This window comes from Streptomyces sp. NPDC006265, assembly GCF_040613555.1.
In the GTDB taxonomy this organism is placed as follows: Bacteria; Actinomycetota; Actinomycetes; order Streptomycetales; family Streptomycetaceae; genus Streptomyces.
Genome location: NZ_JBEXSH010001223.1, coordinates 1 through 2,048 on the forward strand (window position 1 = coordinate 1; position 2,048 = coordinate 2,048).

Here is a 2,048-nt window from a genome sequence, read left to right on the forward strand (position 1 = left end):
CCACGGCCGTGGCCGGGCAGCTGGGACTGCCGCGCCGACTGGTGTCGATCCTGGAGGGCGAGGGGCTGTTCAACGATGTGACGGCCATCGTCCTCTACCACGTGGCGATCGCCGCCGCCGTCAGCGGGACGTTCTCGCCGTGGGAGGCCGGGCTCGATCTGGTGCTGTCGGCCGTGGTGGCGGTGGCCGTGGGCCTCGCGCTGGGCTGGGGCGCGAACAAGCTGATGGAAGTGCTCGGTGACGCGACCCTGCAGATCGGGCTGACCCTGCTGGTGCCGTACGCCTCCTACGTCATGGCCGAGGAACTGCACGGGTCCGGTGTGCTCGCCGTGCTCACCACCGCGCTCTTCCTCGCGGAGTACGGCTCGGACGCCGACGACGTCATGACACGGCTGGCCGGGCACACCTTCTGGAGCATCGTCGACACGCTCGTCACCGGCGTCGCGTTCGGGCTGGTCGGTCTCGAGCTGCACAACGCGATCCGCACGGCCTCCGGGCGTTGGGGCGAGCTGCTCTGGTGGGCCGCGGTCGTGGTGCTCGTGGTCGTCTTCGCGCGGCTGCTGTGGCTGCTGCCGGCGACATGGCTGACCAAACGGCTGCATGCCCGGCGGGACTACGACGAGGACATCCCGGTGAGCTGGCGCGAGACCGTGGTGATGTGGTGGTCGGGGATGCGCGGGGTGGCCTCGGTCGCGCTGGCGCTGGCGATCCCGCTGGAGACCGATGCCGGCGCGCCGTTCCCCAGTCGCGACGAGATCATCTTCATCGCCTTCGGGGTGATCGTGGCGACGCTGGTGCTCCAGGGTCTGACGCTGCCGTGGCTGGTGCGGGGGCTCGGGGTGAAGGCCGACGCGGACCAGGAGAAGGAGTTCGCGAAGGCGCTCGCGATCCGGGCGGCCAAGGCGGCGAAGCGCAGGCTGCGGGAGATCGAGGACGACGAGGAGCTGTCGGAGGAACTGTCCGAGCAGATGCTGCGGCGGGCCTACGACATCGGGGTGCGGATCAGTCCCGAACTGACGGAGGACGAGCGGCGGGAGGCGTTCCGGGAAGGCGCCCGGCGGGTGAAGCGGGTGCGGCGGATCCAGCAGGAGATGCTCAGCGCGGCGCGGCACGAGGTGCTGGCGGCGCGCAGTGAGCCGGGGGCGGATCCCGAGGTGGTCGACCGGGTTATGCGGCACCTCGACGTCCGCAGTCTGCGGTGAGTCTCCGGCTGTGGTGGCTGAGGGGGTGATGGTCGGTTTGACGGTGTGCGGCAGGGACGCCGTAGGGTCGTCCGTATGGCACGGAATGTAGTGATCAGTGGTGGTGGCACGGGAATTGGGCTCGCGGCGGCTCGGGCGTTCGCCGCCGACGGGGACCGGGTGGTGCTGCTCGGCCGGCGCGCCGACGTGCTGGAGAAGGCCGAGGTGCCCGGCGCGCTGATGTACGCGGCGGATCTCGCCGAGCCGGAGGACGTGCGCGGTGTCGCCGCCTTCGTGGAGCGGGAGTTGGGTGCTGTGGACGTACTCGTGCACAGCGCCGGGGGCAGCGGGCTCCTCGAACCGGACGCCCCGGGTGACGACCCGCTCGCGGCCGTCGCGCACACCTGGAGCCTGAACTTCAGGCTCAACACCCTGACCGCGGTCCTGCTCACCGAGGCGCTGAAGCCGCGGCTCGCCGAGCCCGGTGGCCGGGTGCTGTTCCTGGGCTCCATCGCCGCCTACCGGGGGTCCGGGAGCGGGGCGTACGCGGCGGCCAAGGCGGGACTGCATCCGTACGCCCACGATCTGGCCCGGGAGCTGGGGCCGCGCGGCATCACCGTGAACGTGGTGGCGCCCGGGTACATCGAGGACACCGAGTTCTTCGGGGACGCCATGGCCGAAGAGCGGCGGGCCCGGCTCATCGGCGAGACCTCGAACGGTCGGGCCGGGACCCCTGGGGACGTCGCCGAGACGCTGCACTGGCTGGCCTCCCGGGGCGCCGGGCACATCACCTCGCAGATCATCCAGGTCAACGGCGGCGCCGAGCGCGGCCACTGAACCGGCGGACGGTATTAGGGCCCCCCCCGT

At 71.6% G+C, this 2,048-nt stretch carries 2 protein-coding genes; both read left to right on the forward strand.

Annotated features, from left to right (window positions below):
• Positions 1-1,202, forward strand: a 1,202-nt coding sequence (locus tag ABZ281_RS47350; RefSeq protein ID WP_356664812.1) for a cation:proton antiporter, incomplete at its 5' end; no start/stop codon positions are given.
• A 75-nt stretch (positions 1,203-1,277) separates the two neighbouring features.
• On the forward strand, positions 1,278-2,018 hold the full coding sequence (locus tag ABZ281_RS47355) for an SDR family oxidoreductase (RefSeq protein WP_356664814.1): 741 nt from the start codon (positions 1,278-1,280) through the stop codon (positions 2,016-2,018).
• Positions 2,019-2,048 lie beyond the last annotated feature (30 nt).